Below are 25114 nucleotides of genomic sequence, written 5' to 3'. Positions count from 1 at the left end.
GCGGTTGGGAAGGGAGTCCACCCGTCTAAAACGTTTCCAGACCCTGATGCCCGGCGAAATCGGCGTCGATCACCGCCACGTGGTCGGAATGCATCCCGTTGTAGCGGGCCGCCATTTCGCGGCCATAGGCGCCGATCAGGTTGAACTCGATGTAATCGCCCTCGGCCACGTCGTCGGGCAGGTCCAGCGGCCAGGGCAGCTTGTCGTTGCCGTCGCAGGTGGGGCCGAAGGCGGTGAAGTTCCCGGCCGGACCGCTCTTCAGGCGCCCGTGGGAATCCAGCAGGCGGAAGGGCAGGGACAACTGCTCCTTGCCCCAATAGGTCTCGGTCAGGCCGCCGAAGATGCCGTCGTTGAGATAGAGGGACTCCGGCTTCCTGAGATTGACCCGGACCAGCAGCGAGCCGCCCTCGGCCATCAGGGCGCGGCCGGGTTCGCACGCCAGGCGGATGCCACGCGGCGCGGTCAACTCCCGGTGGGCTTGCGCGATCACTTGGAAATAGGCGGCCAGCGGCGGCGCCTGGGTCAGGCGGTAATAGGCGGGGAAGCCGCCGCCGATATCCATCCAGTCGACGGCGATGCCGGTCCGGTCGATGGCGGCGCAGGCCATCTCCATGCCCAGGCGGAAGGCCTGCGGGTCCAGGCATTGCGAGCCCACGTGGAAGGTCACGGCGGGCGCCAGCCCCATCTCCTCTGCCCGGCGCAGCACCGCCTCGAACACCTCGGCCACCGCCCCGAACTTGGTGGACAGGTCGTAGACGGCGCCCGATCCCTTGGGAATGGCCAGACGCACCACCGGCCGCATGGCGCTGTCGGTCAGCCCCGCCACCTTTTCCAACTCGGCGACGCAATCCACGGCGAAGAAGCGTACGCCGCATTCCCAGGCCAGCCGGATCTGCCCCGGCGTCTTGGCCGGGTGGTGATAGAACATCTCCGCGTCGGGAACGCATTCGACCACCCGGCTGATCTCCATGGGCGAGGCCACGTCGAAATGGCGGATGCCGGCCCGGCGCATGGTCCACAGCACCAGGGGGTGGGCGTTGCACTTGACGGCGTAGAGGGTGTCGCCGGGAAAGCCGGCCGCGAATTCCCGCGCCATGGCTTCCAGACGGCGGGGCCGCAGCAGATGGACGGGAACCTCCGGGTGCTCGGCCTGGATGAAGTCGGCGACCGAGGGGTATTGATCGGTCACCGCCTGCTCCCGCGCATGGAGCGGACCTTCTTGGCGTCCAGCCCGGCGAGATAGGCCTTGCCCGCCTCGTTGACCGCCTCGCGCCGCCCGGTGATCCAGCGGCGACAGCCCGACGAGCCGCAATTGCAGGGGAACTGCCGGTACAAGGTGTCCTCGGTCACCGCGTAGTCGATGGTCAGCAATTCGCCCGGCTCGATGTCCAGCAGGGCGAGAATCTCCAGGCGCTGCATGTCCAGCACGCAATTGGGGGCGCAGGAATGGGACAGCAATCCGACGAAATAGGGGTCGTGGAGGTGGGTGGCGGGCGAAATCTGCAGACTGTGCTGGAAGACGGTGTTGGACAGGACGCCGGCGAATCTGGCGACCCGCGTGCCGCGCCCGAACCGGATATTGGCCCTGATTCCCCTGCCGACCCTGCCGTCCACCGAGGTCACGGCGAACTGGTCGGAATTGGGCAGCGACTCGTCGACGATCAGCTCGCGGGGATAGATCTCGGTCATGGCGACAGCACACCTGGATCCAAGAGCCAAAGGAGAGAATTCCCTATCAGGGTAGTCCCGTCGATTGTCTCCGTCAACGAACGATACATCGGCTCAATGGTTGATTTAGCGGATTGATTTAATTAGAAAATAACCTTTGCCTCCTACCATGGAGCCGGGCTGTTCCGCTCCATCGCCCCGGCGGACCTTCCGGGGCGGGCCGGCTCATGGTACACAGGTATTCAGACCCATTGGAAAGGCTCGCCCATCTTGGCGGATTCGACCCCGATCAGTGCCGGTGCAAATACGCCCCGCAGCCTGTCCGAGTGGGAGCGGATTACCCGCGAGTTGCTGGAAGAGGGCCAGAACTTCCTGGCCCACGATACTGCGCGCGAAGGCCTTCGGCAGCACCCCGACAGTTTCAAGCTGGCCATCTTCGGCGCGGTGGCGCTGTCGCAGACCGGCGCGGTGGACGAGGCGCGCAAGCTGCTGCAGCCGGTGCTCGACGTCATCCTGATCGACGAGGGGCCGTTCCACCGCCTGCATAATTCGCTGCGCCGCGCCGTCGAGGGGCTGGAGCAGGCGGACAACCAGGATACCCTGGCCTCCATGGCCGAACTGGCCGAGGCGCTGGAGCTGGTGCGCGGCAAGAAGCTGGTGGCCAGCGCCGACGCCGAGACCTACACCGCCCTGGCCGGCGTGTTCCGCGAGGCCTGGCTGGCCTCGGGGTCGCGCGTCGACCTCGAGCATTGCCGCGAGCTGTTCCTGCGGGCCTTCCACATCAGCAACGCGCCGCGCGACGGCATCGACGCGGCGGTGACCTCGTGGCTGCTGGGTGATCACGAGGGAGCGCGCGAGCTGGCGCGGCGGGTCCGCGACCGGGTTTCCCACGCCGAGACCGACCTTACGCTTTCGCCGGAAGAGCGCTACCAGATGCTGGCCACCGTGGCCGAGGCCCATCTGCTGCTGGGCGAGGTGCAGGACGCCCTGGCCTCGTTCGCCTGGGCCAGCACACTGGAAGGCATCCATTACGGCAGCACCGTGGCGGCGCTCAAGCAACTCGCCCTGTTGCAGGAGGGCGGGCTGGCCGTTCCCGCCGCCGTCTTCGACATCATCAAGCCGCCCACCGTGGTGGTGTTCACCGGCCACGCCCTGGACCGGCCGGGGGAGGGGCCCCACTTCCCGCCCGAGTTGGAAAGCGCCGTCCGCGCCGAGATCGCCAAATCCCTGGACGAGCTGGGGGCGCAGGTGGGTTATTCCACCGCCGCCTGCGGCTCGGACCTGCTGTTCATCGAGGCCATGCTGGAGCGTGGCGCCGAGGTGAACGTGGTGATGCCCTACGCCATCGACGACTTCATCGCCGAGAACGTGCGCTATGGCGGCTCGCGCTGGGAAATGCGCTTCAGGAACGCGCTGAAGCTGGCCAACACGGTGACCTACGCCACCGAGGAACGCTATCTCGGCCACGGCATGCTCTACCGCTTCGCCAACCAGTGCCTGCACGGGCTGGCGACGCTCCGGGCCACCTTCCTGCGGACCGCCCCCTATCTGCTGGCGGTGTGGGACATGATGCCCGGCTCGCTGGCCGGCGGCGCCGCCGACTTCATCGACCAATGGGAGGATATCTCCCGCCTGCGCATCATCGACCTGGACGGCCTGCTGCAGCAGCATCCCGACCTGGCCGGCGACGCCATCCCCATGATGCCCGACCTGGACGGCGACCAGGACGAGGAACAGGGCGAGGGGCGTGTCATCCGCTCCATGATGTTCTGCGACATCGCCGGCTATTCCAAGCTGAAGGAGGAACACACGCCGGTGTTCCTCGACTTCCTGCGCATCATTTCCGAGGGCATGGCCCGGCTGGAGCATCAGCCGCTGGCCATCAACACCTGGGGCGACGCCATCTTCGCGGTGATGGACAAGGCCACTCCCATGGCCGAATACGCCCAGACCCTGCAGGAGATGGTGCTGAAGGCCGACGAGGAACTGGCCGACCGGCTGCCCCATCCGCTCTCCCTGCGCATCTCCCTGCATGCCGGCCCGGTGTTTCAGGCCATCGACCCCATCTGCGGCCGGCAGAATTTCTACGGCAGCCACATCAACCGCGCCGCAAGGCTCGAGCCGGTGACGGTGATCGGCCACGTCTACGCCACCCAGCAATTCGTCGCCGTGCTGACCGCCGAGCAGAGCGCCATGCGTTCCGAGGCCCAGAACCGCGGCGAGGACTTCGTCGAGCGCTTCGCTTGCGAATATGTGGGCGTATTGTCGCTGGCCAAGGATTTCGGCAAGCAGACGGTCTATCACCTGCGCCGCCGGGTCCCCATGGAGGCCCTGCCCGAGGCGATAGAGGAGCCCGCGCCGCCGCCCGAACCCAACCCCCTGGCGCTGCTGTCCACCGAGCTGTTGAACGTCATGCGCGCCTTCCCGGCCGAGGAGGAGCCGCCGCCCGCCGAGGAGCCCGTTGCCGAGGAACCGGTGCCTGTCGGCGAGCCGGCGCCCGAGGAGCCCGTATTCGAACAGCCGGTCGCCGAGGAGGCTTTCTCCGAAGAGGAGCCGCCGGTTCTCGATGACGAAGCGCCGGTATCCGAGGAGCCGGTCGTCGAGGAGCCTCTGCCCGAAGAGGAACCGCCGGTTCTCGATGACGAAGCGCCGGCACCCGAGGAGCCGGTCGTCGAGGAGGCTTTGTCCGAAGAGGAGCCGCCGGTTCTCGATGACGAAGCGCCGGTATTCGAGGAGCCGGTCGTCGAGGAGGCTTTGTCCGAAGAGGAGCCGCCGGTTCTCGATGATGAAGCGCCGCTACCCGAGGAGCCGGTCGTCGAGGAGGCTTTGTCCGAAGAGGAACCGCCGGTTCTCGATGATGAAGCGCTGGCTGCCGGGGAGGAGATTTCTTCCCCCCCGGTATCCGAGGGGGCGCTGTCCGACGACGACCTTGCCGCCATCCTGGCCATGGGCGAGGTGGCGGAACTGGGGGACGACGAGGAATTCGCGCCCTGCGCTCCCGCCGAACCGCCTGATCTCGGCTCCACCGTGCTGTCCGACGATGACATGGCCGCCCTGTTGGCCGAGGTCGGCCCGGAGGAAGAAGCTCCGTCTCCACCCGTGTTGGAAGGTACCCTGTCCGACGACGACTTGGCCGCCATCCTGGCCATGGGCGAGGTGGCGGAACTGGGAGACGACGAGGAATTCGCCCCCTGCGCTCCGGCAGAGCCGGGTGATCTTGGCTCTGCGATTCTGTCCGACGACGATCTTGCCGCCCTGCTGGCCGAGGCCGGCCCCGAGGAGGCTGCCGCCGTCCCCGAGCCCGAGGCTCCTTCCGCCGAGGCTCCCGCCGCCGAGGAAGTGGTGGGGACTCTGTCCGACGAGGATTTGGCGGCTATCCTCGCCATGGGCGATCCCGAGGATCAGGAGGAGGCCTCCGCTCTTCCCGCCGATCTCACGTCCACCATCTTGTCCGACGACGATCTGGCGGCGCTGCTGGCCGAGGCGACGGAGGAGGAGGCGTTCGACGCCCAACTGGCCGCCGACGATTCGGCGGCCAAGCCCGATTTTTCCTTCCATACCGCCATGAGCGACGATGACATCGCCGCCCTACTGGCGGAGAGCGAGGAGGAGGGGGATTCTTCCGCTCCGGCTGCCGCCGGGGAACTTCCGGAGATCGGGGCCGGCCCCGGCTTTTCCGACGACGATCTTGCCGCCCTGTCGCAGCAGGCGGCTCCCTGTGCCCCGGCCGAGCCGCCACCCTCGCTGTTCGGTCTGGGCGCCGCCATGAGCGACGACGAGATCGCCGCCATGCTGGAGGAAAGCGGCGAAGAGCCGATTCCCGCCGACCAGTTGCCGGAGATCGGCGTGGACGCCGGCTTTTCCGAGGACGACATGCGCGCCCTGCTGGCCGAGGCGGGCGAGGCTTCCGATCCCGGTGACGATCCCGAACTGGCCGAGGTGGCCGCCGCCGTTCAGGCGGCCATGGCCAAGATGGAGGCCGACGAGGACATCGCCCTGGCTCCGCCCCGTCCGAAGCCGTCCGTCCGTCCCTTCACCGGCAAGGTGGAAATCTCCCTGGCCCCGCCCAGGAAGCCGGACTGAGGGGCCTGCCGCCCGTTCACCGCATGGCGAACAATTCCTGGTGAAAGCGTCGCTTCACCGGCAGCCCCTCCGTCTCGAAGTCATGGCGCAAGGCGGCACCGAAGCCGGCCGGGCCGCAGAACCAGAGGCTGGCTTCGCGCCATTCCGGCACCAATGCCCGGATGCGGTCCCCACCCAGGTGTCCGTCGCGGGAATCGATCAGGATGTGGAGGCGTATCCCGGCGGCTTCGGCTTCTGCCCTGAGCCGGGCCAGGGCGCTTTCGTCCACGTCGGCGGTGGTATGGAACAGGTCGATACCTTGTTTCGGAAGCTGGCCTCCCGCCGCTTCCCGCTGCAGGATGCGATGCTGCATGCGGGCGATGAACGGCGTGATGCCGATGCCGCCGCCGACCCAGATCTGGCGCGGACAATCGTCGTCGAAGGTGAAACAGCCGTAAGGGCCTTCCACCGTCACCTTCTGGCCGGCCTGCAGCCTGTCGCGCAGGCGGCGCGTGTGGTCGCCCAGTTCCTTGATGACGAAGGTGATGCGGCGTTCGGCGTCGTTCCAGGCGGAGGCGATGGTGTAGGGATGGGCACCCTCCGACGGGTCCGAGGTGACGAAGGCGAACTGCCCGCTCTTGTGGCCGGGCCAGCCTTCGGGCACGTGGATGCCGGTTTCCAGCACCCGCACTCCCGGATAGTAATGGATGGAGACGATTTCACCGCCGACCTGCCGGTGGGCGGCGACGCGGCGGCGCAGGACCACCACCGCCGCCCAGGCGCCATAAGCCAGCAACAGAGCGGTGACCAGCCCCAGGGGGGAGGCCCAGTCCCTGAAGTTCAGCAAGACGACGGAGTGAAACGCCAGCACCAGGAACACCGCCGCCAGGATGCGGTGGGTCTTGAAGAACAGCCGGTAGGAAATGCGCGTCAGCAACGCCACCGCGATCAGCAGCGCGGCGGCGTAAAAGGCCCATTCGCCCACATCCTCGGCGAAACCCCGCACCGTCCTGAAAAGCTGCTCGATCAGGTTGTCGGGAACCGGCTTGGGGCCGCGCACCGGCCGCTCCAGCCAGCCCCAGCCCACCGCCCATTTGGGGCCCTTGGCCCACAGCCAGTGGACCACGCCGGTCACCAGGGCGGCGATGCCGAACCATTTATGCAGGCGGTACATCTTGTCCAGGCCGCCCAGCCAGGGTTCGGGCCAGCGCGGCCGCAAGGCCAGGATCATGCACAGGCCCATGCAGCCCACGGCAAGGATGCCGGTGTACTGGACCATGATGGCCCGGAACTGGAAAAAATTGGCCGGCGGTGCCGCGAAGGGGGCGGTGGCCAGCCACAGCGCGGTCAGCAATGCCGGCACCAGCCAGAACGAGATGACGATCCGTTGCATGATAATCCCTTTGCTGACGCGCCCTAGGCTCCGGTTCCCGGCAGGCTCACCGTCACCCGCAGCCCACCGCCCGCGCTGTCGGCTCTGGGGCGGTCGGACAGGGTGATGTCGCCGCCATGGGCGCGGATGGCGGCGCGGGCTACCGCCAGCCCCAGGCCGGTGCCGCCGGTATCGCGGGAGCGTGAGGCTTCCAGCCGGACGAAGGGGGCGAAGACCCGTTCCCGCGCCTCGGCCGGAATGCCCGGTCCCTGGTCGTCGATGGTGATCACGGCGTCGCGGCCGCTGGCCGCCAGGGTGACGGCGGCCGAGCCGCCGTATTTGATGGCGTTGTCGATCAGATTGCCCAGGGCCCGCTTCAGCGCCGCCGGGCGGGCCTCGACCACCAGGGCCGCCGGTCCGTCATAGGAGCAGCGGGCGCCCAGATCGTCGAGGTCCTCGACCATGCCCTGGACCATGGCGGCGAGATCGAGGCGGATGCGCGGTTCGCTGGCCGCGTCGTCGCGGGCGAAGGCCAGGGTCGCGGCGATCATCGCCTCCATTTCCTCCAGGTCGTTCAGCATCTTGGTGCGCTGGTCGTCGTCGTCCATGAACTCGGCCCGCAGGCGCAGCCGGGTGATGGGGGTCTTGAGGTCGTGGCTGATGGCCGCCAGCATCTGGGTGCGGTCCTGCACGAAGCGGGCGATGCGGCCTTGCATGACGTTGAAGGCCTGGGCCGCCTGGCGTACCTCGCGCGGGCCGGTTTCGGCCATGGGCGGCGCCGAGACGTCGACCCCCAGGCGCTCGGCGGCCTGGGCGAAGGTGGCGAAGGGGCGGGTGGCGCGCCGCACCGCGGTCAGCCCGGCCAGGGTGACCAGCACCAGGGCGATGATCAGCGGCGCCACGAAGCGCGGCCGCCACAGGGGATCGCCCAGGTCCAGCGGCGCCAGCACGTTCAGCCACGACCCGTCGTTGAGGTGCACCGAAACGCGCAGCGACGGCCCGATCACCTTGCCGCCGCCGGGGCCGCCCGGCCCGCCCGGTCCGCCGCCAAATCCCGGACCTCCGCCAGGCCCGCCACCGGGTCCGCCGCCATGCATGTGCCGTCCGCCGCGCCCCATGCCGGTGGCGGGGCCACCCAGCAGCGGGCCGGGACGGGTGGAAACCTTGATCTCGCGTCCCTCCAGCCCCTCCTCCAGGGAGGAGCGCACAAAGGCGGCCAGTCCGAAATTCTCGTCGTCCAGGGCGACGGGCTGAGGCCCCCAGCCGACACGGAAATTGGGGGTGTCCTGGCTGCTGAGCGTATCCTGGCGCAGGTCGGGGGCCAGTTGCTCGGCCAGGGTGACCAGGGCGGCCACCCGCTCGGCGGCATTGCGTCCGCCGATGGATTCCAGCGCCTCCTGCCGCTGGATGGCGAACAGCACCACCGCCGACGCCACCGAGATCAGCAGGGCCGCCACCAGCACCACGGCGGTACGCCCCACCACGCTGTCGGGCAGCAGCCTGACGCAGGCGGAGCGGGCGGCGCTCATGACCGTTCCACTTCGGGGGTGAAGAGATAGCCGCCGCCGCGCACGGTCTTGATGATCTGCGGGTCGCGGGCGTCGTCGCAGATGCGCCGGCGCAAGCGGCTGACCTGGATGTCGATGGAGCGGTCGAAGGGCACCGCCGAGCGGCCGCGGGCGAAGTCCAGCAACTGGTCGCGCGACAGCACCCGGCGGGGATGTTCGACGAAGACCTGCAGCAGCCCGAACTCGCCGGCCGACAGCGCCACCATCACGCCGTCGGGCGACAGCAGGTCGCGGCTGGCCAGATCCAGGGTCCAGCCCAGAAAGCTCACCTTGGTGCCGCTGCGGCCGGGGGCGGTTTCGTCCGTGCCCTGGGTCCGGCGCAGCACCGCCTTGATGCGGGCCAGCAATTCGCGGGGATTGAAGGGCTTGGCCACGTAATCGTCGGCCCCCATCTCCAGCCCGACGATGCGGTCGGTGTCCTCGCCCATGGCGGTCAGCATGATGATCGGCACGCCCGAGCGGGTCTCCCGCATGCGGCGGCAGAGCGTCAGGCCGTCGTCGCCCGGCAGCATCAGGTCGAGTACGACCAGATCGATGCGGCGCTCGTCGAGCACCTTCATCATTTCGACGCCGTCCTTGGCGGCACTGACCCGAAGGCCGTGCCGCATCATGAACTTGGTCAGCAGGTCGCGGATTTCGCGGTCGTCGTCAACGACCAGGATATGCGGATTGGTAGTGTCCATGTCATCCGTTATACCCCGCCGGTTCCCCGGCGTCGGTTGCTTTTCGGTAACCGATGGTAACAGACGAAAGATTGTTTCTCCGCACTGGAATGGGGGCGAGAAACCGGGTAAACAGGGCTCCCCGGAAGATATGAGTTTCAATAGCCGTGAGCCCGCAAGACAAACTGGTCATCGCCCTGCCCAAGGGCCGCATTCTCGACGAGGCCATGCCGCTGGTCCGTGCCGCCGGCATTCTGCCCGAACCCGCCTTCGACGATCCGAAGACCCGGCTGTTGCGCTTTGCCACCAACCATCCCCATATCGATATCATCCGGGTGCGCTCGTTCGACGTCGCCACGTTCGTGGCGTTCGGAGCCGCCCATCTGGGAGTGGCCGGCAACGACGTGCTGATGGAATTCGACTATCCCGAAATCTACGCGCCGCTCGATCTGGGCATCGGGGCCTGCCGCCTGTCGGTGGCCGAGCCCGACGATCTGGCCGCCTCGGACGATCCCAGGCGCTGGAGCCACGTGCGCATCGCCACCAAATACCCGGAAGTGACCCGGCGCCATTTCGCGGCGCGCGGCGTCCAGGCCGAGTGCGTCAAGCTCAACGGCGCCATGGAACTGGCCCCGTCGCTGGGTCTGTGCACCCGCATCGTCGACCTGGTGTCGTCGGGCGCCACCTTGAAGGCCAACGGCCTGAAGGAGGTGGAGGTGATCGCCGAGGTGACGAGCCGACTGATCGTCAACCGCGCCGCGCTCAAGACCCGCCCCGACGAGATGACCGGCTGGATCGAGGCCTTCCGCAAGGCCTGCGGAGGCTGAACGTGCAGAACCTCGACTCCCAGGCCCCCGGATTCGAAGCCGCCTTTCTCGCCCTGCTGGCCATGAAGCGCGAGGTGGACGAGGACGTGGATCAGGCGGTGGCCGCCATCCTGTCCGAGGTTCGTTCGCGCGGCGACGCGGCGCTGATCGAATACACCAGCCGCTTCGACCGGCTGGAGCTGACCGCCGCCACGCTCCGCATCACCGCCGAACAGGTCGAGGCGGCCTATGCCTCCTGCGATCGCGGACTGATCTCGGCCCTGGAACTGGCCGCCGAGCGCATCCGCGCCTTCCACGCCCGTCAGGTGCCCGGCGACGACTTCTTCACCGATGCCGCCGGAGTGCGGCTGGGGCTGCGCTGGAGCCCGGTCTCCGCCGCCGGCCTTTACGTGCCGGGCGGCACCGCCGCCTATCCCTCGTCGGTGCTGATGAACGCCATTCCCGCCAAGGCGGCGGGCGTCCCCAGGCTGGTGATGGTGGTGCCCTCGCCGGGCGGCGTGCTCAACCCGCTGGTGCTGGCCGCCGCCAAGGTGGCCGGTATCGATGAAATCTACCGTGTCGGCGGTGCCCAGGCGGTGGGCGCCCTGGCCTATGGCACCGAGACCATCCGTCCGGTGGACAAGATCGTCGGTCCCGGTAACGCCTGGGTGGCCGCTGCCAAGCGCCGGGTGTTCGGCACGGTGGGCATCGACATGATCGCCGGGCCGTCGGAAATCCTGGTGGTGGCCGATCGCTTCAACGATCCCGCCTGGATCGCCGCCGACCTGCTGAGCCAGGCCGAGCACGACACCGCCGCCCAGAGCATCCTGATCACCGACGATGCCGGTTTCGGCCGGCGGGTGGCCGAGGCGGTGGACTCCCATCTCAAGACCCTGCCGCGCGCCAAGATCGCCCGGGAAAGCTGGGACAGCCATGGCGCCATCATCGTGGTGCCCGACCTGGACGCCGCCCTGCCGCTGATCGACCGCATCGCGCCCGAGCACCTGGAACTGGCCATCGAGAATCCCGATACCCTGGCCGCCAAGGTCAGGAATGCCGGCGCCATCTTCCTCGGCCGCTACACCCCCGAGGCGGTGGGCGATTATATCGGCGGTCCCAACCACGTGCTGCCCACGGCGCGCTCGGCCCGCTTCTCGTCGGGCCTCGGCGTGCTGGACTTCATGAAGCGCACCACGCTGCTGGGCTGCGATGCCGACAGCTTACGGGCCATCGGCCCGGCGGCGGTGCGTCTGGCCGAGGCGGAAGGGCTGGGGGCGCACGGTCTGTCCGTGGCTTTGCGCCTCAACATGGGACCGGGCTGATGCCGCACCGGCAGAAGCTCTCCAAGATCGAATTGGTGGAGAAGCATCAGGTCCGCCGCGCCGCCGAGGTGGAACACGAGCGGGCCGTCGCCCTCTACGACCTGCTGGAAGAGAACTATTTCGCCCCCAACGGCGACTTCGTCGGCCCCTACGCCCTCTATATCCGGCTGGAGGATACGCGGCTGATTTTCGACGTGCGCAAGGAGGACGAATCGCCCCTGGTGCAGGTGCCGCTGCCGCTCAAGACCTTCCAGTCCATCGTCAAGGACTACTTCCTGATCTGCGAAAGCTATTTCGCCGCCATCAAGAAGTCGACGCCCAGCCAGATCGAGGCCATCGACATGGGGCGCCGGGGCCTGCACAATGAGGGCTCGGAACTGCTGCGCGAGCGCCTGGGGGGCAAGATCGACGTGGATTTCGATACCGCGCGGCGCCTGTTCACCCTCATCTGCGTCCTCCACATCAGGGGGTAGGGGGGAGATGGGGGACCTGCCCTCCGCCGTGCTGTTCTGCTGCACCATGAACGCGGTGCGGTCGCCCATGGCGGAAGGCATCATGAAGCGCATCCACGGCAAGCGCATCTATGTCTATTCCGTCGGCGTGCGCCGGGGCGAGCCCGATCCCTTCGTGGTCCAGGTGATGGACGAGATCGGCATCGACGTCTCCAAGCACAAGCCGCGCCTGTTCGAGGAACTGGAGGATGACAGCTTCGACGTGGTGGTGTCGCTGTCGCCCGAGGCCCAGCACAAGGCGGTGGACCTGACCCGCCACAACGCCTGCGAGGTGGAGTTCTGGCCCACCTTCGACCCCACGTTGATCGAGGGCAGCCGCGAGGTTCGTCTCGATGCCTACCGCGCGGTGCGCGATGAATTGGAGCGCCATATCCGCAAGCGCTTCCCGCCCCAGGGCATGGCACGGGAATAATAACCCCGCCCACGCTCGAAAAGGCTTGACCAAAAACCTGCCAGCGCTCACTTATCTTCGCGCGCGCAAAACCCAGTCTGGAGGCCAAATGGCGAAAGAGGATGTGATCGAGTTTTCGGGGACGGTGACGGAATTGCTTCCGAACGCCATGTTCCGGGTGAAGCTCGACAACGACCATGAGATTCTTGCCCATACGTCCGGCAAGATGCGCAAGAACCGCATTCGCGTGCTGGCCGGTGACCGGGTGAACGTCGAAATGACGCCCTATGACCTGACCAAGGGCCGCATCACCTTCCGTTATAAGTAATCCCATGGCCGTTCTGGTGCTGGCGTCGGCATCGCCCAGGCGCCTCGACCTGCTTCGCCAGATCGCCATCACGCCCGGTCTCGTCGACCCAGCCCATATCGACGAGACGCCCCTCAAAGGCGAATTGCCGGTTCCCCACGCCCGCCGTCTGGCCGAGGCGAAAGCCCTTGCCGTGGCCGCCCGCCATCCGGGGGCCTTTGTACTGGCCGCCGACACGGTGGTGGCCTGCGGCCGGCGCATCCTGCCCAAGGCCGAGGACGAAGCCACCGCGCGCAAGTGCCTGGACCTGCTGTCGGGGCGCCGCCACCGCGTGGTGGGCGGCATCTGCCTGATCGCTCCCGACGGGCGGGTGGGGCGCCGCACCGTGACCACCTCGGTGACCTTCAAGCGCCTGTCCCATGCCGAGATCGCCGCCTATGTCGCCTCGGGCGAGTGGGACGGCAAGGCGGGCGGCTACGCCATCCAGGGGCTGGCGGCGCGCCATGTCCGCGACATTCAGGGCTCCTACTCCAACATCGTCGGCCTGTCGCTGTTCGAGACGGCGCAGTTGCTGGACGGGTTCGGCTACGCCCCGTGAGCCGGGCCGCCATCGAAATCCTCATCTCCTCCGGCCCCGGCGAAGCCCGCTATCTGGTGCTGGCCGACGGCCGGCCGATCGAGCTGGTTGTCGATCGCCCCTCCCTTCTGCTCGATTCGGTGTTCCGTGGCCGGGTGACCGCCCTCGACAAGGGGCTGGACGCCGCCTTCGTGGAATTGGGGCAGGGGGACCGTCCCGGCTTCCTGCCCGGCGCCAAGGCCCTGGGGCTGTCCGAGGGCGCCGCCATCGTCGTGCGGGTGCGGGCGGAAGGCCGGGGCGGCAAGGGGGCGCTGCTGGCTCTTCAGGACGGCTTTCCGGCGGCCGGCGAGGCGCCGGCCCTGCTGCGCCGTCCCGACCCGCTGGAGCGGCTGCGCGCCGCCTTTTCCGAGGCCCGGATCGTGCCCAATGCCCATCACGAGGTGGATGAGGCGTTGGCGGCCGCCCTCGACCCGGTGGTGCCGTTGCCCGGCGGGGGACGGCTGGTCATCGAGCAGACCGCCGCCCTGACCGCCATCGACGTGGATTCGGCCGGCCGGCGCCCCGCCGAGGCCAACATGGCGGCCGTGGCGGAAATCGCCCGCCAACTGCGTCTGCGGAGCATCGGTGGGCAGGCGGTGGTGGATTTCGTCTCGGGCCGCGACCGCAAGCCGCTGTACCGGCTGGCCGAGGCTCTCCGCCAAGCGGTGGCGGCCGACCCGGTGCCCACCCACGTATTCGGGGTATCGCCGCTCGGGCTGGTGGAACTGACCCGCGAGCGCCATGGGGCTTCTTTGGCCGAGTTGCTGTGCCGGCGCGCCCAGGCCGCCACGCCGGAAACCCTGGCCCTGGCGGCCCTGCGATCCCTGCTGGCCGAGACTCTGGCCCGGCCGGGCAAGATGCTGGCCCTGCGCGCCGCTCCTTCGGTTGCCGCCGCCCTGGCGGGCCTCGCCGCCGAGCGGACCGAAGCCGAACGCCGCCTGGGCCATGCCCTGACCATTCGGGAGGATGCCGCCCGCGCCCCCGAAGACGTCCTGATCGAGGAAACGACCCCATGACCACCGATGCGACGAATGGCGAAAAGACCCTGGCCTGCTCCATCTGCGGCAAGCCCGCACTCCCCAAATACAAGCCGTTCTGTTCGGCCCGCTGCGCCGACGTGGACCTGCACCGCTGGCTGAACGAATCCTACCGGGCACCGGCGGTGGAAGACCCCGAAGGCCTTCCCGAGGATGATTGAACTTTTTTGCCTCAGGGGGGCTTGACCGAGGCGGCGAAAGTCGCCTATAAGCGCCTCCTCTTCGCCGCGAGGCGTGCGAGGCCCAGGTAGCTCAGTTGGTAGAGCATGCGACTGAAAATCGCAGTGTCGCTGGTTCGATTCCGGCCCTGGGCACCATTCCTTTCACCCGAAAGGGTCCGTTAAGCCGTTCCTGATACGCTCAGGGACGGCTAACGTGTTTTAAAGGCTTGTTTTTTCGGGATGTCGTCGTAGTTCGGGGTGGTCAGGAAAACCTCGACGCATTTGATCTGCCAAAACCGTTGGTTGGTATTCCTGTTGGTATCCGCAGGGCCTGTTGGTATCCTGTACCAACAGGAGGACCGGATCATGGCGTTGAGCGACATGAAGTGCCGGAATGCCCGGCCCGACCTTAAATTGCAGAAGCTTTCCGATGGTGACGGACTTCAGCTCTGGGTGCCGCCAACCGGTGCGCGCCTGTGGCGGCTGGCGTACCGGTTCGGCGGTAAGCAGAAGCTTTTGGCCCTTGGGACCTACCCTGCGGTTTCGCTGGCGGCGGCCAGGGAAGCGCGGGACGCCGCCCGGAAGCTCCTGGCAGCCGGCATTGATCCTTCTGAGGACAGGAAGCAGCGGAAGGTGCTGCAATATGGTTTCGGCGACAGCTTTCGCGCCATCGCCGAGGAGTATACCGCCAAGTTGAAGCGGGAAGGGCGCGCCGAGGCGACGATCACCAAGATCGAGTGGCTGCTCTCCTTTGCCTACCCGACGTTGGGAACCCGTTCGATCAGGGAGATAGATGCGCCCGCCGTCCTCCGGGTGCTGAGGGAGGTGGAGGTGCGGGGGCGGTATGAGTCCGCCCGCCGCCTGCGTTCCACCATCGGCAGCGTTTTCCGTTACGCCGTCGCCACGGCCCGAGCGCAGAACGATCCCACCTACGCCCTTCAGGGCGCTTTGACCAGGCCGACCGTCACGCCGCGCGCCGCCATAACCGAGCCGAAGGCGTTCGGGGCACTACTGCGGGCGATCGACGCGTTCGATGGGCAGCCGAGCACCCGGTCGGCGTTGCAACTGATGGCGCTTCTGTTCCCGCGCCCCGGAGAACTGCGGGCGGCCGAGTGGTCCGAGTTCGATTTCGACAAGGCGATCTGGACTATCCCTAGCGGCCGCATGAAGATGCGGCGGCCGCATCAGGTCCCATTGTCCAAACAGGCCGTGGAGGTTCTGCGCGGCTTGCACGCTATCACCGGGCGGGGCGCCCTTCTGTTTCCTGGTATTCGTACCGCCAAGCGCCCTATCTCCGACAACACCCTCAATGCCGCCTTGCGCCGGCTCGGCTATGGCAAGGATGAAGCCACGGCGCATGGTTTCCGAGCTACGGCATCCAGTCTGTTGAATGAATGTGGGAAGTGGCACCCCGACGCTATAGAGCGGCAGCTTGCTCACGTCGAGAACAACGATGTCCGGCGTGCCTACGCGCGTGGCGAGCACTGGTCGCAGCGCGTCGATATGATGCAATGGTGGGCTGATTATCTCGATAAGTTGATGGCGCAAAATGGGAAAACGATAGAACGTAGATCTAAGCCTTTGTCGAAGGTGTAACTGTAATCAAGTGTATAATATTTTGAATGTAGGGAACATCACGGCATCTGACCATCTATCAAAATGGCGTTATCAGGTGATCGCCATCTACGTGAAAATGTTGTTCATTTACATAAGGCGTCATCGTGAAGAATTCCGTGTAGAAATATATTATAGGCAAGCTCAGAAATCTTAGAGTAATTTACATCTATAGATTCGCGGTTGTACTTATGTATGTGTATAAAATTAATCATATTAAAATATAATATTGTTGCATATTGTGGTTTATCTTGAAGATCTTTTGTGTTTATCATTATGTTTGCCATTACCCCATCAACAATTTTTATGATTTGTCTTTCTAGCCCTGCGATACGATCCTGATCGTTCTCATTAAGGTGTCGCGCCTCCCCAATAAGAACGGCAGGGTTATTTTTTGTATTTTCATGCATTTCGATAAGTATGGCGGTAAGCGTTTGTAGTTGTTTAATTGGAGATTGTGATGATTTAAGAGCCAAAACTACCGCATCAAATATTTTGTCTATATGTTGAGATAGTAGTTCATTAAGTATTTCGTCCTTTGATGTGAAATAATGGTATATTCCTGATTTTGATATATTACTTGCCTCTGATATTTTTGTTATCGATGTTCCGTGATAGCCATTTGTAGTGAATAGGTCTGCGGCATTTTTTAGGATTGTGGCTCTTATTGACGTGTAGTCTTGTGATTTTGTTCTTGGCATCAATATGATCCTTTATGCGCGTTGGCGCGCGAGGCAATATCGTTGCTGGTATCGAGCGGTTTGGTTGTTGGTGTGCGTATTAATGTGGGGTCGATGCTACAATTGCTGCTTCCCGCCCATAACAACGGACACTATCAACCGATTATCGTTCTATATATTTTTGATTACCGCTATGGTCACGTCGCGTCGAGAACGTTGGGGCATGGAACTGTTTCGTCATATTAGCTTCCAAATTTACGATGTTGGTTCTGCTATGAGGTGGAAAATACACTTAACGACCGGCATAAATTTTTAAGACTATGATCGGTGTTGTTTTGGATCTGTTGAGTTGCTGTTTGAGTAGATCATTTTAAGAAGATGCATAAGTTGCTCTCGTTCATCGAGTGTTAGGTTCTTGAGTCTTATCTCATTGGAGTCATCGAGCCGTCTTTTTATATCATTGCGGATTTTTATGCCTTCGTCGGTTATATAAAGAAGATACTTGCGGCGGTTTGTTTTAATTTTCTCACGGATAACAAGGTGCTGGGCCTCAAGTGCATCTATGAGATGGACAACGGCCGAGCGATCTATTCCGAGAGCGTCAGCCAGATCCGATTGCATCAATCCTGGGTTCTTGGCGATAACGACAAGGGCAGAGAACTGTGCTGGAGATATGTTAAGATCAAAAGTTACCTTGGCGTAGTCACTCTTAGTGACTGCCTCTGCGCGGCGGAGATGATATCCGATAAGATCAGTAATATTCATATATATCCTATCTGTTGGATTGGATAATAAATCAGTAAATTCAAATTAATATCTAGGGTAATAGTGCGTGATGCTAGTTGATGGGCTTCTTGACGTTGATGGCTGCCGTCTTTGCGGCAGTTTGGCTGCTTGCCCGGAGGGGAGGCCTGCCGGCGGGAACGGCAGGCCTCCATATCGGCTGTCCGGGATCGGGAGGATATCCGTTTCAGCCGTTATTGCTCGCGTCCCATTCGGCGAAGGTCCGGCCTTCCAAGGCCAGTTTTTCCAGCAGCGGAGCGGGAGTCCAGTATTGCGGGTCGAGAATTTCCTTGAGCTCGAGTATGCGATCTCGGATGGCTTTCAAGCCGATCGTATCGGCATAGAACATCGGCCCGCCACGGTAACGTGGGAAGCCATAGCCGGCGGTGTAGACCACATCGATGTCGGAGGCGCGCAGAGCGATGCCTTCCTCTAGTAGTTTGGCACCCTCATTGATCATGGCGTAGAGGCAGCGATCCTGAATCTCCTGCTTGCCGGGATTGCGCTGCGGAATACCGAGGCGCTTGGCCTCTCCCCGCAATAATGCGAGGGCTTCGGGATCGGGGCTACGTTTGCGGGTGGCCGGATCGTAAAGATAGAAGCCCTTCCCGACCTTTTGGCCCAAGCGGCCGTTTTCCACCAGCACATCCGAGCATCTATAGTAGCTGGGGTCGTTCGGCACCATGTCCGGATTGGCAAGGCGGCAGTTGGTGCCAACCTCGATCCCGGCCATGTCGAAGACCGAATGAATGCCCATGGCCATACCCCACTCTTCCATCGCCCCGTCGGTCTGCTCCGGTGTGGCGCCCTCGAGAATCATGCGCTCGGCCTCGCGGGCATAGGGGTCCATCATGCGGTTGCCGATGAAGCCGTAACAGACCTTGGAGACCACGCCGGTCTTCTTGATCAGCTTGGCCATGTCGAGAGCGGTCAGCAGCACGTCCATGGAGGTCTTGGCTCCCTGGACGATTTCCAGCAGCGGCATGACGTTGGCAGGGCTGAAGAAGTGCAGGCCGATGACGTCGGCGGGACGCTTGGTCGCGGCGGCAATCTCATCGATATCCAACGTCGAGGTGTTGGTACCGAGGATGGCGCCCTGAGGCAGGACTGCGTCGAGCTTCTGGAAGATGTTCTTCTTCAGCTCCATCTTCTCGAACACCGCCTCGATGGCGAGGTCGGCATCGGACAGCGATGCGTAATCGGTGCTGGTCGAGAGCAGGCCCATGCGACCCTCGAGTTGTTCCCCGGTCAGCGAGCCACGCGACACCGAGTGTTCATAGTTCTTGCGGATGACCCCCAGGCCACGCTGCAAGTTCTCGTCCGAGACGTCGATGATGGTCACCGGCACGCCGATATTGGCGAAGCACATGGCGATGCCGCCGCCCATGGTGCCGGCGCCGACGATGCCGACCTTGCGGATGGGCCGGGCCTTGATGTCCTTGGTGATGCCCGGAATCTTGCGCACTTCGCGGTCGGCGAAGAACAGGTGCCGTAGCGCCCGGGCCTCGACGGCATCAACCAACTGATCGGAAATGTCCTGCTCGACCTTCAGCCCCTGGTCGAAGGGCAGGGAGGCGGCGGCGGCCATGGCTTCCAGCAGCTTCACGGGTGAGTTGCGATTCTTCATGGTCTTGGCCACCTGGGCCTGCCTGGCGGCGATCAACTCACCGGCCCTGCCGGCATCCTTGACCGGTAGGTTGCGTGTACGGCGAGGCTTGGCGCCCTCGGCCACCAGTGTTCTGGCGTAGGTCAAGGCGGCGGCGTTGACGTCGCCCGAGGCGATTTCGTCCACCAGGCCTATCTCCGCGGCCTTAGTGGCGAGCAGTGGCTTGCCCGATAGCACCAGGTCGATGGAAGCCTCCAGCCCGATCAGGCGCGGCATACGCTGGGTCCCGCCAGCTCCGGGGATGATGCCGAGCGACAGTTCGGGTAAGCCGATCTTAGTCCCCTTGTCGGCGATGCGGTAGTGACACGAGATGGCCATCTCGGTGCCAGCCCCCAGTACGGTACCGTGTAGAGCGGCAATTACCGGTTTTGGGCAGTCTTCGATCAGGCGGAATACCTCATGATAGCCCGGCTCGGCAATGCCGGTATCGAACTCACCGATGTCGGCGCCAGCCATAAAGGTGCGGCCGGCGCAGGCGAGAACCACCGCCTCGAAGTCGGAGCGGTCTCGCAACTCGGTAAAGGCCCTTTTCAGACCGGCACGCACCGCTTGGCTGGCGGCATTGACCGGCGGAGCATCGATAAGAACCGTCGCAATACCGTCAACGACCGACGAGGTGACAATGCTGCTCATGCGTTTGGTTCCTTAGCCTGATTTCCAATGCGGTCTAATAGCTCGCCTTCAATAGCTTAATGGAGGTGGAGATATTAAGATGACCGTCCGGTTAATATGTGTCTCGGACGATACGCACTCCACGGAGCCGAGTCAAGGCATCCGCGTTGTGTTCCCCTGAGCCTAGCCAAGGCCCGATGACCCTGCTAATCGAGGCCCGGTCTCAGTTGTGGTGATGATGGTGATGCCCATGTCCATGTCCATGTCCATGGCTATGGGTATGGCTATGGGGGGCGTGGTCATGCCCGTGATCGGCGTCGGTGCCGATGCCGCGCACATGGTGGTGATGGCCGGCCTGGACGGCGCCCACCGAGGCCTCGTAGCCCACCACCTGTTCGCGGTACTTGCACAGGCTGCAGTTCATGGCCGGCGAGCCGTCGAGGATCTCGCCCACCCTTTCCACGAAGCTATCGACCACCAGGGGGTGGTCGTTGAGGTAGGGGGCCTTGAGGAACTCGATGGCGGGATGGGCGCTCGCCGCCTGATCGGTCCACTCGTAGATGCGCTTGACCAGGATGCCGGTGAACAGGAAGTACGGGAAGACGATGACCCGCTTGTAGCCCAGCTTGGTCACCCGCTCCAGGGCCTGGTCGACCAGGGGATAGGCGACGCCGGAAAAGGCGATCTCGGCCCAGCCGAAGTCCATGCCTTCCCACAGCATGCGCGCCACCTTGGCGATGTTGGAATTGGCGTCGGGATCGTTGGTGCCGCGCCCCACCGCCAGCAGCAAGGTGTCCTTGCGCTCGACGCTGGAAGCGCCCAGGGCTTCGGCCTCCTCGATGCGGGCCTTTGCCGCGGCCAGAAGCTTGGTGTCGATGGCCAGCTCGCGCCCGAAGGTGATGGGCAGGTCCGGGTTCTCGGCGGCGAAGGAGTTGATCTCCCACGGCAGGTCGTTCTTGACGTGGCCTGCCGCGAACAGCATGCCCGGCACCGCCAAGATGCGCGACACGCCTTTGGCCTTCAGGGCGCCCAGGCCGGTGCGGATGATGGGGGTGGCGAATTCCAGGAAGCCCGAATCCACCTCGTACTGGGGCAGCCTTTGGGCCAGATGGCCGGCCAGCGCCTGGAATTCCCGGATGGCGTCCACGTCGCGACTGCCATGGCCGCACAACATCACACCGATCTTCTCGCTCATATCGCCCTGGTCCTTGCCTTCGAGCCGTCCGGCTGGTGAATGTCGAATTTTTAGTCTTTCACCAGCCTATCATCGGGGAAATCCCAAGGCCAGACGTATGGTGACCTGTAAGTCATCCAATTTTTCGGTGGCTGGTCGGTGGTGGCGGTGCAATTTACCTGATAAAGCGCAGGGTATGTGTGGGGGGATGTGGACAGCCATCTCCAATGCCCAATATATTTGACTGATTGTTCACCTGATATGGTGGGCCTTCCTCAGCGCGGGAGCGACCATTGAACCGAGATAGTGTCAGTGACGGCGATACCCGTCGTCGGCCGATTCAGACCCGTCATATCGAGTACGCCTCGTTTCTCCGGGATGACGGCTTGTTCGAGATCGAAGGAAAGTTGGTCGACACCACGATCACGACCGGACGCGCCATTCATGTCATGAGATTGTCGGTGGTGTTCGACAGTACGTTGGTAATTCGAAGCGTGACGACGATCATGGATGCCGGGCCGTTCGCCGCATGCGCGGGCGATAACGACCTGTTCGGTTGTCTGGTCGGGGAGCGGATATCTCCTGGTTGGAAGCAGCAGGTCTCAAAGAAAATTGGGCGGAGCGAGAGTTGTACCCATCAGGTGGAGTTGCTGTTTTCTGTAGCGACCGTGGCCTATCAGGCGATTGCCATATCTCCCGAAGTTGATGGTATCGATCCGTTCGAACGCTTACGTCAAAAGGGTGAGCCTCCCCATTTCCTGGACGGCTGCCGTGCCTGGCAGGCGGATGGGGATCTGGTCAAGGAGATCCTCCCCGAGTTCTTCGTACCGAGGCAGGACTGAGGAGCGGGCGGTGGTGATTGAACCTGCTTAACGTCGCCTTGACAGGCCGAGTGGGGTCGCATAGCCTTTGATTATCAGAATGACCGGTCGGTTACCTTGGCTCTGAGGGACTGGCGGTATGCTCTACTGTGCTGATCGATTGAAAGGGAACTGCGATGACTGCATGGGTGCCGTATGGCTGCTACTGGAGCACTCCGTTCGCCAAGTGGCAGGGAAGCTTTGCCGGCCTGCATTCCATGAAATTCGCGGCTTATGTCACTTCCAGAGAACTGAAGAGACGTAATATCGATCCGACGGTGATCGATGCGGGGGTGCTGGGGATCAGCGTGCCGCAGAACGCGAGCTTCTACGGCCTACCCTGGCTGACGGGGCTGATCGGAGCAACCGGAGCGGGAGGGCCGACTATCAGTCAGGCCTGCGCCACTTCTGTCCGAGGACTGTTGACGGCGGCGTCCGATATCGATGCGGGGCGTTCGAAGGTTACGCTGGTACAGTGTTGTGACCGCCTATCCAACGGGCCGCATGTGTATTACCCCAATCCCAGCGCTCCCGGTGGGACCGGCGAGACCGAGGAGTGGGTGATGGATAATTTCGTCCGGGGCGACCCCTTGACCAGTAAGGCCATGGTGGCGACTGCCGAAAACGTGGCGCAACGGCACGGTTTCACAACAGAGCAGCAGCACGAGGTGGTGCTGATGCGGCAGGCGCAGTACGAAGCATCCTGCGCCAATGGCCATGCTTTCCAGAAGCGCTACATGACCCTGCCGTTCGAGGTGCCGGACCCTCGGTTCACCAAGAGCGTGAAGGTCATCGAGAGCGATGAGGGGCTAACGCGCTCCACCGCCGAGGGGCTTGCCCGGCTACGTCCAGTGGCCGAGGGCGGCACAGTAACCTTCGGTGGCCAGACCCATCCCGCCGACGCCAATGCCGCGATGATCGTCACCGACCGGGAGAAGGCGCGCGAGCTTTCCACGGACGCCAGGGTCGGTATCCGTCTGATCGGCTTCGGCCAGTCGCGGGTGGAATTGGCCTATATGCCCGAGGCGCCGGTTCCCGCAGCCAGGGAGGCGCTGCACCAGGCCGGTCTGTCCATGGCTGACGTCGATGCCGTCAAAACCCACAACCCGTTCGCGGTCAATGACCTGTATTTCGCCGCCGCCACTGGATTCGAGCTCGAGCGCCTCAACAACAATGGCTGTTCCCTGATTTATGGACATCCCCAGGCCCCCATGGGACTGCGGGCCATCATGGAGCTCATTGAGGAACTGGTACAAAAGGGCGGCGGAAGGGGGCTTTTTACCGGCTGCGCCGCGGGCGATACAGCCATGGCAGTGGTGGTCGAGGTCGGCGACGCCTGATCCGGGGCGAGCCAACAAGGGTATCACGCCAAGGGTGGAGCACTGACGATGAATGCCTCCCGACTCAGTCCGCTGACTTTCGCTCCGGCCGTGGTCGATGTGGTCGAACGGCAGGACGGTTCGGTAATCGTGCGTTCGCCACAGCAACTGGGGCCTTACGCCCGATGCCTGGGCGACATGCTTTGCCACTGGGCGGAGACGACCCCGGCCCACCCCTTTTTGGCCGAACGAGGGGAAGACGGTGATTGGCGAAAGCTCGGCTACCGTGACGCTTTGCGGGCGGTGGAGGCGATCGCCCAGTTCCTGATCGACCAAGGCCTGGGGCCGTCGGTTCCGCTGCTGATACTCTCGGAAAACGGTATCGACCACGCGCTTCTGGCACTGGCCGGCATGCATGTTGGAGTGCCGGTTGCTCCCGTTTCTGTCGCGTATTCATCGGCATCCCAGGATCTGGGCAAGGTGAAGCATATCCTGTCGCTTCTGAAGCCTGGCCTAGTCTATGCCGCCGATGGTGATCGTTTCGGCCGAGCCTTGGCGTTAGCGGAGGCGAGTGGCGCCCGATTCGTCACCAGCAGAAACCATCGAACCGGTTCCACTCCTTTCAACGAGATGATGTCCGTTACGCCGACCGGGGCGGTGGCGGATACCAACCGCAGGGTTGGTCCCGATACGATCGCCAAGATTCTTTTTACCTCGGGATCGACGGACACGCCGAAGGGGGTAAAGAACACCCAGCGCATGTTGTGTTCAAACCAGCAGGCGACGGCGCAGCTATGGCCGTTTCTGGCGAACCGTCCGCCGGTAGTGGTGGATTGGCTGCCCTGGAGCCACACCATGGGTGGCAACTGGATATTCAACATGGTCCTGGCCCATGGCGGAACCCTCCATATTGACGAGGGACGGCCGATGCCGGGGGCGCTGGAAAAGACGGTCGCCAATCTGAAGGCGGTTTCCCCCACCCTCTACTTCAACGTTCCGCGTGGCTTCGACATGCTGCTGCCCTACCTTGAGGCTGACGAGGATCTTCGCAACAGTCTGTTCCGTGACCTGGACCTGATGTTCTATGCCGGGGCTGCGTTGCCCCAGAAGGTGTGGGATGGGCTACAGGCCGTTGCCCAGGCCCATCAGGGCCGGCCGGTACGGCTGATGTCTGCCCTGGGCTCCACCGAGACATCGCCCATGTTGACCCTGGTGCATTTCGATATCGATCGCGCCGGTATTATCGGCCTGCCCGGTCCTGGAAATCAGATCAGGTTGGTTCCCAATAACGGCAAGCTCGAATGCCGGGTGAAAGGGCCCAACATCACTCCCGGCTACTGGGGGCGCGACGACCTGACGTCCAAGGCGTTTGATGATGACGGCTGGTATATCACCGGCGACGCAGTGCAGTTCGTCGATTCTCGCAATCCTCATAACGGAATCCGGTTCGATGGTCGGATTGCCGAGGACTTCAAGCTGATGTCCGGCGTCTGGGTCAGTGTCGGAGCATTGCGTTTGGCGGCCATCAGTGCTTGCGCGCCGGTCATCGCCGACGCGGTGATCACCGGCCACGATCGCGAAGAAATCGGCATGCTGGTATTTCCCAATCCCGCAGGCTGTCTGTCGCTTTGCCCCGATATTTCCGGAGATATCCCGCTGCCGGTTCTGATCCGGCGGCATGAAGTGCGCTCGGTTCTTGAGCGAGGACTGAAGGCGATGGCCGCCACCGCCACCGGCAGTTCCATGAGAATTTGTCGGGCATGGCTCCTGGACGTACCGCCTTCCATCGACGCCAACGAAATCACCGATAAGGGCTACATCAACCAGCGGGCCGTTCTGGTTCATCGCGCCGAGTTGGTGGAGCGGTTATATCGCGACGACGAATCCGACGTGGTGCGGGTATAGGACTAGGAGGCAGTTGG

General features: G+C 63.9%; 22 protein-coding genes and 1 tRNA gene. 14 read left to right on the top strand and 9 right to left on the bottom strand.

Annotation, left to right across the window (positions count from 1 at the left end):
- Nucleotides 1-25 precede the first annotated feature (25 nt).
- Both CP958_RS06575 and CP958_RS06570 read right to left on the bottom strand, forming a co-directional pair.
- Nucleotides 26-1189, bottom strand: a complete 1164-nt coding sequence (locus CP958_RS06575) for a hypothetical protein (RefSeq protein ID WP_096701175.1) — start codon at nucleotides 1187-1189, stop codon at nucleotides 26-28.
- Nucleotides 1186-1689 carry an SET domain-containing protein-lysine N-methyltransferase gene (locus CP958_RS06570; protein WP_096701174.1) on the bottom strand — a complete coding sequence of 168 codons (504 nt, stop codon included), beginning with the start codon at nucleotides 1687-1689 and terminating at the stop codon, nucleotides 1186-1188. Before CP958_RS06570 ends, CP958_RS06575 begins: the two co-directional genes overlap by 4 nt.
- Nucleotides 1690-1938: 249 nt before the next feature.
- Here CP958_RS06570 and CP958_RS06565 point away from each other — a divergent pair, with 249 nt between their 5' ends.
- A complete protein-coding gene (locus CP958_RS06565; RefSeq protein WP_242442779.1) occupies nucleotides 1939-5751 on the top strand; it encodes an adenylate/guanylate cyclase domain-containing protein in 3813 nt (1270 codons plus the stop codon).
- A gap of 16 nt (nucleotides 5752-5767) precedes the next feature.
- On the opposite strand, the gene CP958_RS06560 is transcribed toward CP958_RS06565, so the two are convergent.
- From CP958_RS06560 to CP958_RS06545, 3 genes are read right to left on the bottom strand one after another with little or no spacing between them, the layout of a single operon-like run.
- A complete protein-coding gene (locus CP958_RS06560; protein ID WP_096701173.1) occupies nucleotides 5768-7123 on the bottom strand; it encodes a ferric reductase-like transmembrane domain-containing protein in 1356 nt (451 codons plus the stop codon).
- Nucleotides 7124-7146: 23 nt separating this feature from the next.
- Nucleotides 7147-8631, bottom strand: a complete 1485-nt coding sequence (locus CP958_RS26885; protein ID WP_242442778.1) for an ATP-binding protein — start codon at nucleotides 8629-8631, stop codon at nucleotides 7147-7149.
- Nucleotides 8628-9353, bottom strand: coding sequence for a response regulator (locus CP958_RS06545; RefSeq protein WP_096701171.1), 726 nt, complete (start codon nucleotides 9351-9353; stop codon nucleotides 8628-8630). Before CP958_RS06545 ends, CP958_RS26885 begins: the two co-directional genes overlap by 4 nt.
- Nucleotides 9354-9559: 206 nt before the next feature.
- Here CP958_RS06545 and hisG point away from each other — a divergent pair, with 206 nt between their 5' ends.
- The 10 genes from hisG to CP958_RS06495 all read left to right on the top strand — a co-directional run bounded on the left by hisG (nucleotide 9560) and on the right by CP958_RS06495 (nucleotide 16080).
- A complete protein-coding gene (gene hisG, locus CP958_RS06540) occupies nucleotides 9560-10159 on the top strand; it encodes an ATP phosphoribosyltransferase (RefSeq protein WP_242442786.1) in 600 nt (199 codons plus the stop codon).
- Nucleotides 10160-10221: 62 nt separating this feature from the next.
- Entirely contained in the window at nucleotides 10222-11460 is a 1239-nt protein-coding gene (gene hisD, locus CP958_RS06535) for a histidinol dehydrogenase (protein ID WP_242442785.1), read from the top strand.
- Nucleotides 11460-11933, top strand: coding sequence for a UPF0262 family protein (locus tag CP958_RS06530; RefSeq protein ID WP_096701168.1), 474 nt, complete (start codon nucleotides 11460-11462; stop codon nucleotides 11931-11933). Before hisD ends, CP958_RS06530 begins: the two co-directional genes overlap by 1 nt.
- 7 nt (nucleotides 11934-11940) lie before the next feature.
- Nucleotides 11941-12384 carry an arsenate reductase ArsC gene (locus CP958_RS06525; RefSeq protein ID WP_008617670.1) on the top strand — a complete coding sequence of 148 codons (444 nt, stop codon included), beginning with the start codon at nucleotides 11941-11943 and terminating at the stop codon, nucleotides 12382-12384.
- A gap of 88 nt (nucleotides 12385-12472) precedes the next feature.
- Entirely contained in the window at nucleotides 12473-12691 is a 219-nt protein-coding gene (gene infA, locus CP958_RS06520; protein ID WP_008617671.1) for a translation initiation factor IF-1, read from the top strand.
- A gap of 4 nt (nucleotides 12692-12695) precedes the next feature.
- Nucleotides 12696-13268: a Maf family nucleotide pyrophosphatase gene (locus tag CP958_RS06515; protein WP_096701167.1), complete on the top strand. Its 573-nt coding sequence runs from the start codon at nucleotides 12696-12698 to the stop codon at nucleotides 13266-13268.
- Entirely contained in the window at nucleotides 13265-14302 is a 1038-nt protein-coding gene (locus tag CP958_RS06510; RefSeq protein WP_242442777.1) for a ribonuclease E/G, read from the top strand. Before CP958_RS06515 ends, CP958_RS06510 begins: the two co-directional genes overlap by 4 nt.
- Nucleotides 14299-14484, top strand: coding sequence for a DNA gyrase inhibitor YacG (yacG, locus tag CP958_RS06505; protein ID WP_096701166.1), 186 nt, complete (start codon nucleotides 14299-14301; stop codon nucleotides 14482-14484). The genes CP958_RS06510 and yacG overlap by 4 nt, the downstream gene beginning before the upstream one ends.
- A gap of 80 nt (nucleotides 14485-14564) precedes the next feature.
- Nucleotides 14565-14640: transfer RNA gene (locus tag CP958_RS06500), tRNA-Phe, on the top strand.
- Between the two features lie 210 nt (nucleotides 14641-14850).
- On the top strand, nucleotides 14851-16080 hold the full coding sequence (locus CP958_RS06495) for an integrase arm-type DNA-binding domain-containing protein (RefSeq protein ID WP_096701250.1): 1230 nt from the start codon (nucleotides 14851-14853) through the stop codon (nucleotides 16078-16080).
- Nucleotides 16081-16184: 104 nt separating this feature from the next.
- Here CP958_RS06495 and CP958_RS06490 read toward each other — a convergent pair whose 3' ends face one another.
- The 4 genes from CP958_RS06490 to CP958_RS06475 all read right to left on the bottom strand — a co-directional run bounded on the left by CP958_RS06490 (nucleotide 16185) and on the right by CP958_RS06475 (nucleotide 21034).
- A complete protein-coding gene (locus CP958_RS06490) occupies nucleotides 16185-16799 on the bottom strand; it encodes a TetR/AcrR family transcriptional regulator (RefSeq protein WP_096701165.1) in 615 nt (204 codons plus the stop codon).
- A 297-nt stretch (nucleotides 16800-17096) separates the two neighbouring features.
- Nucleotides 17097-17543 carry a MarR family transcriptional regulator gene (locus CP958_RS06485; protein ID WP_096701164.1) on the bottom strand — a complete coding sequence of 149 codons (447 nt, stop codon included), beginning with the start codon at nucleotides 17541-17543 and terminating at the stop codon, nucleotides 17097-17099.
- 205 nt (nucleotides 17544-17748) lie between these two features.
- Nucleotides 17749-19860, bottom strand: coding sequence for a 3-hydroxyacyl-CoA dehydrogenase NAD-binding domain-containing protein (locus CP958_RS06480; RefSeq protein ID WP_096701163.1), 2112 nt, complete (start codon nucleotides 19858-19860; stop codon nucleotides 17749-17751).
- 202 nt (nucleotides 19861-20062) lie between these two features.
- The gene (locus tag CP958_RS06475; RefSeq protein ID WP_096701162.1) at nucleotides 20063-21034 is read right to left on the bottom strand and encodes a sirohydrochlorin chelatase; all 972 of its coding nucleotides are present in this window, start codon (nucleotides 21032-21034) and stop codon (nucleotides 20063-20065) included.
- A 272-nt stretch (nucleotides 21035-21306) separates the two neighbouring features.
- Here CP958_RS06475 and CP958_RS06470 point away from each other — a divergent pair, with 272 nt between their 5' ends.
- The 3 genes from CP958_RS06470 to CP958_RS06460 all read left to right on the top strand — a co-directional run bounded on the left by CP958_RS06470 (nucleotide 21307) and on the right by CP958_RS06460 (nucleotide 25097).
- A complete protein-coding gene (locus CP958_RS06470) occupies nucleotides 21307-21855 on the top strand; it encodes a DUF2889 domain-containing protein (protein WP_096701161.1) in 549 nt (182 codons plus the stop codon).
- Between the two features lie 155 nt (nucleotides 21856-22010).
- Entirely contained in the window at nucleotides 22011-23213 is a 1203-nt protein-coding gene (locus CP958_RS06465; protein WP_096701160.1) for a thiolase family protein, read from the top strand.
- Nucleotides 23214-23261: 48 nt separating this feature from the next.
- Nucleotides 23262-25097 carry a feruloyl-CoA synthase gene (locus CP958_RS06460; protein WP_096701159.1) on the top strand — a complete coding sequence of 612 codons (1836 nt, stop codon included), beginning with the start codon at nucleotides 23262-23264 and terminating at the stop codon, nucleotides 25095-25097.
- The last annotated feature ends 17 nt before the right edge of the window (nucleotides 25098-25114 follow it).

Source organism: Magnetospirillum sp. 15-1, assembly GCF_900184795.1.
In the GTDB taxonomy this organism is placed as follows: Bacteria; Pseudomonadota; Alphaproteobacteria; order Rhodospirillales; family Magnetospirillaceae; genus Phaeospirillum.
Note: the sequence above shows the minus strand (reverse complement) of the source record. Positions and strands in the feature narration are given on the sequence as shown.

Excerpts from the sequence above, each read along its gene's own strand:
- CP958_RS06570 (WP_096701174.1), bottom strand. The coding sequence starts at position 1,689 with ATGACCGAGATCTATCCCCGCGAGCTGATCGTCGACGAGTCGCTGCCC.
- CP958_RS06560 (WP_096701173.1), bottom strand. The coding sequence starts at position 7,123 with ATGCAACGGATCGTCATCTCGTTCTGGCTGGTGCCGGCATTGCTGACC.
- CP958_RS26885 (WP_242442778.1), bottom strand. The coding sequence starts at position 8,631 with ATGAGCGCCGCCCGCTCCGCCTGCGTCAGGCTGCTGCCCGACAGCGTG.
- CP958_RS06545 (WP_096701171.1), bottom strand. The coding sequence starts at position 9,353 with ATGGACACTACCAATCCGCATATCCTGGTCGTTGACGACGACCGCGAA.
- hisG (WP_242442786.1), top strand. The coding sequence starts at position 9,560 with ATGCCGCTGGTCCGTGCCGCCGGCATTCTGCCCGAACCCGCCTTCGAC.
- hisD (WP_242442785.1), top strand. The coding sequence starts at position 10,222 with ATGAAGCGCGAGGTGGACGAGGACGTGGATCAGGCGGTGGCCGCCATC.
- CP958_RS06530 (WP_096701168.1), top strand. The coding sequence starts at position 11,460 with ATGCCGCACCGGCAGAAGCTCTCCAAGATCGAATTGGTGGAGAAGCAT.
- CP958_RS06525 (WP_008617670.1), top strand. The coding sequence starts at position 11,941 with ATGGGGGACCTGCCCTCCGCCGTGCTGTTCTGCTGCACCATGAACGCG.
- infA (WP_008617671.1), top strand. The coding sequence starts at position 12,473 with ATGGCGAAAGAGGATGTGATCGAGTTTTCGGGGACGGTGACGGAATTG.
- CP958_RS06515 (WP_096701167.1), top strand. The coding sequence starts at position 12,696 with ATGGCCGTTCTGGTGCTGGCGTCGGCATCGCCCAGGCGCCTCGACCTG.
- yacG (WP_096701166.1), top strand. The coding sequence starts at position 14,299 with ATGACCACCGATGCGACGAATGGCGAAAAGACCCTGGCCTGCTCCATC.
- CP958_RS06495 (WP_096701250.1), top strand. The coding sequence starts at position 14,851 with ATGGCGTTGAGCGACATGAAGTGCCGGAATGCCCGGCCCGACCTTAAA.
- CP958_RS06490 (WP_096701165.1), bottom strand. The coding sequence starts at position 16,799 with ATGCCAAGAACAAAATCACAAGACTACACGTCAATAAGAGCCACAATC.
- CP958_RS06485 (WP_096701164.1), bottom strand. The coding sequence starts at position 17,543 with ATGAATATTACTGATCTTATCGGATATCATCTCCGCCGCGCAGAGGCA.
- CP958_RS06480 (WP_096701163.1), bottom strand. The coding sequence starts at position 19,860 with ATGAGCAGCATTGTCACCTCGTCGGTCGTTGACGGTATTGCGACGGTT.
- CP958_RS06475 (WP_096701162.1), bottom strand. The coding sequence starts at position 21,034 with ATGAGCGAGAAGATCGGTGTGATGTTGTGCGGCCATGGCAGTCGCGAC.
- CP958_RS06465 (WP_096701160.1), top strand. The coding sequence starts at position 22,011 with ATGACTGCATGGGTGCCGTATGGCTGCTACTGGAGCACTCCGTTCGCC.
- CP958_RS06460 (WP_096701159.1), top strand. The coding sequence starts at position 23,262 with ATGAATGCCTCCCGACTCAGTCCGCTGACTTTCGCTCCGGCCGTGGTC.